The organism is Bavariicoccus seileri WCC 4188, from assembly GCF_000421665.1.
GTDB lineage: Bacteria > Bacillota > Bacilli > Lactobacillales > Aerococcaceae > Bavariicoccus > Bavariicoccus seileri.
In genome coordinates, this window is sequence record NZ_ATXL01000094.1 from 1 (window position 1) to 2,212 (window position 2,212).

A 2,212-nucleotide genomic window follows, 5' to 3' on the forward strand; every position below is an offset into this window, starting at 1 on the left:
TAATTACTTGCTAATTACTTGCTAATTACTTGCTAATTACTTGTTAATTGCTTATTAGTTGCTTATTAGTTGCTTATTAGTTGCTTGTTAGTTAATTGTTATCAGTAGATTTAAAAATAGCAGTAGATTTAAAAATCTTTGTGGAACTATGATATTAGTTGGCTCTTATATCGTTTATCTATCGTTTACCATTTACAACTACTGTATCAGTTCTATCGCAATTAATACGGTCAGTCATTATCACAATTTGTATTTACCACAGTTGGTGAGTACTACAACTACTTTTTAGGAGGTCATCAGGATGAATGGTTTTATTCAATGGCTAGAAAAATACATCGTACCAGTTGCCGCAAAAATTGGTGCGCAAAAACATTTAGTAGCATTGCGGGATGCTTTTATTGGGACTATGCCAGCTACTATGGCCGGTTCGATCGCCGTCATGATCAACGCTATTATTCGAGATTTACCACCTCAATTTATTGGACCAAGTTATGTTGGGGGTGAAATACCGGTTATCAGTCAAATCATTACTGTCAACGGTTATGTTTGGAATGGAACGTTGGCGATTGCCGGGATTATCTTTGCTTTTTCTTGGGGCTATAATTTGGCCAAGGCTTATGGCGTCAATGATTTAGCAGGAGGTATAGTATCACTATCTGCTTCAATCATGGGGATTACGTTTGCCTTCTCTTCTAGTATTACAGATATTGGGACATTGCCATCAGATGTGGTTGATGCTATCAATCAAACAACTGCGCAATCGGGTTGGTCTGCTACAGCAGATACTTTAAATGCGGGTGCTTGGGGTTGGTTACCACTGAATAATCTTGATGCAAACTTTTTCTTCACTGCTATGATTATGGGATTTGTTTCAGTCGTTATATTCAGCAAATTGATGCTTAGAGATATTACAATTAAAATGCCGGATTCAGTTCCACCAGCAGTATCAAAAGCCTTTGCAGCTATTATTCCTGCAACTGTTGCGTTATATGTTGCCGCTATATTCTACTGGGTATTCAGTTTAATGGTTCCTGATCTTACGTTCTTACAATGGATTCAAAAAACGATTGCTCTTCCATTATTAGGCTTGTCACAAGGCTACTTTGCTGTCATTCTCGTCACATTATTTGTTCAAATTTTCTGGTTCTTTGGAATTCATGGACCAAATGTTTTGGCGCCAATCCTCGAAGGTGTATTTGGAGTTGCTCAATTAAGGAATGTTAACTTATTCCAAGAAGGTGGCGTGGAAAATGTCATCGAAAACGGCTACAAGTGGGTACGTGGATCCTTTGATGCCTTCGCTTGGTTTGGTGGATCAGGTGGTACGATTGTATTAATAATTGCTATTTTATGGTTCTCTAAACGGGCTGATTATAAAGCAGTTGGTAAATTATCATTAGGACCTGGTATCTTCAACATCAATGAGCCTATCATGTTTGGTTTACCTATTGTGTTGAACGCTTTAATGTTGATTCCATTTATTTTAGCACCAGTTGTGTCAGTTTCCATTGGTTATTGGGCAACTTACTTTGGATGGGTCAATCCAGTCAGTCAACAAGTCGTCTGGGTAACACCGCCATTCTTACTCTCATTCTTGGCAACAGGCGGTGACTGGCGTGCACCAATCGTTACTTTAGTCTGTGTCGTGGTAACATTCTTTATCTGGGCACCATTTGTTATTGCAGCTAATAAAGTGAAACCAACTGATGCAGAGTAAGTTTTTCTAAATAACTGTTAAAGTAATGTTAACCATATTCCTCGAAGCTGTGTTAAAAACAGTGTTGGGAGTGTTTCACTCACTAGAGAATACAAGCTTTAGCACGATAGATTATGTTAAAATAAAGCCAGGAAGTATAACTTTTAGGGGTTATACTGACTGGCTTTCACTGTTGGTTCGTTTAACCAATTTCAAAATATTAGAATCAAGGAGGAATTTGAAAATGATCGTCTTAAAAGCACCTATTCAACAAGACCAAATCATTGCGTTGTTGGAAGCTTCAACTGCTGAAAATGCTACATTTACATTTAAAGAAAAGAAAGGTCTGAACCTTTATTTTGATGTAACAGGTGTAGACGCAGCAAAAGGGGCTAAGCTTGCCAAGCAAATCGTTAAAGCAGAGCCTTGGGGGGCTGTTCTTTATTTTCAAGCGGAGCCTGTCAATGAGTAAGAAATAACAACAGTTATAAGAAATAACAACAGTTATAAGAAATA

2 protein-coding genes are annotated in these 2,212 nt (G+C 37.7%); both read left to right on the plus strand.

Going from position 1 to position 2,212, the window contains the following annotated elements; translation table 11 throughout:
- The first annotated feature begins 301 nt into the window (after positions 1–301).
- On the plus strand, positions 302–1,717 hold the full coding sequence (locus tag H541_RS0110875) for a PTS sugar transporter subunit IIC (protein ID WP_022797300.1): 1,416 nt from the start codon (positions 302–304) through the stop codon (positions 1,715–1,717).
- 223 nt (positions 1,718–1,940) lie between these two features.
- A complete protein-coding gene (locus H541_RS0110880) occupies positions 1,941–2,168 on the plus strand; it encodes a hypothetical protein (RefSeq protein WP_022797301.1) in 228 nt (75 codons plus the stop codon).
- The last annotated feature ends 44 nt before the right edge of the window (positions 2,169–2,212 follow it).

Coding starts and splice junctions, on each gene's coding strand:
- H541_RS0110875 (WP_022797300.1), top strand. CDS start 302: ATGAATGGTTTTATTCAATGGCTAGAAAAATACATCGTACCAGTTGCC.
- H541_RS0110880 (WP_022797301.1), top strand. CDS start 1,941: ATGATCGTCTTAAAAGCACCTATTCAACAAGACCAAATCATTGCGTTG.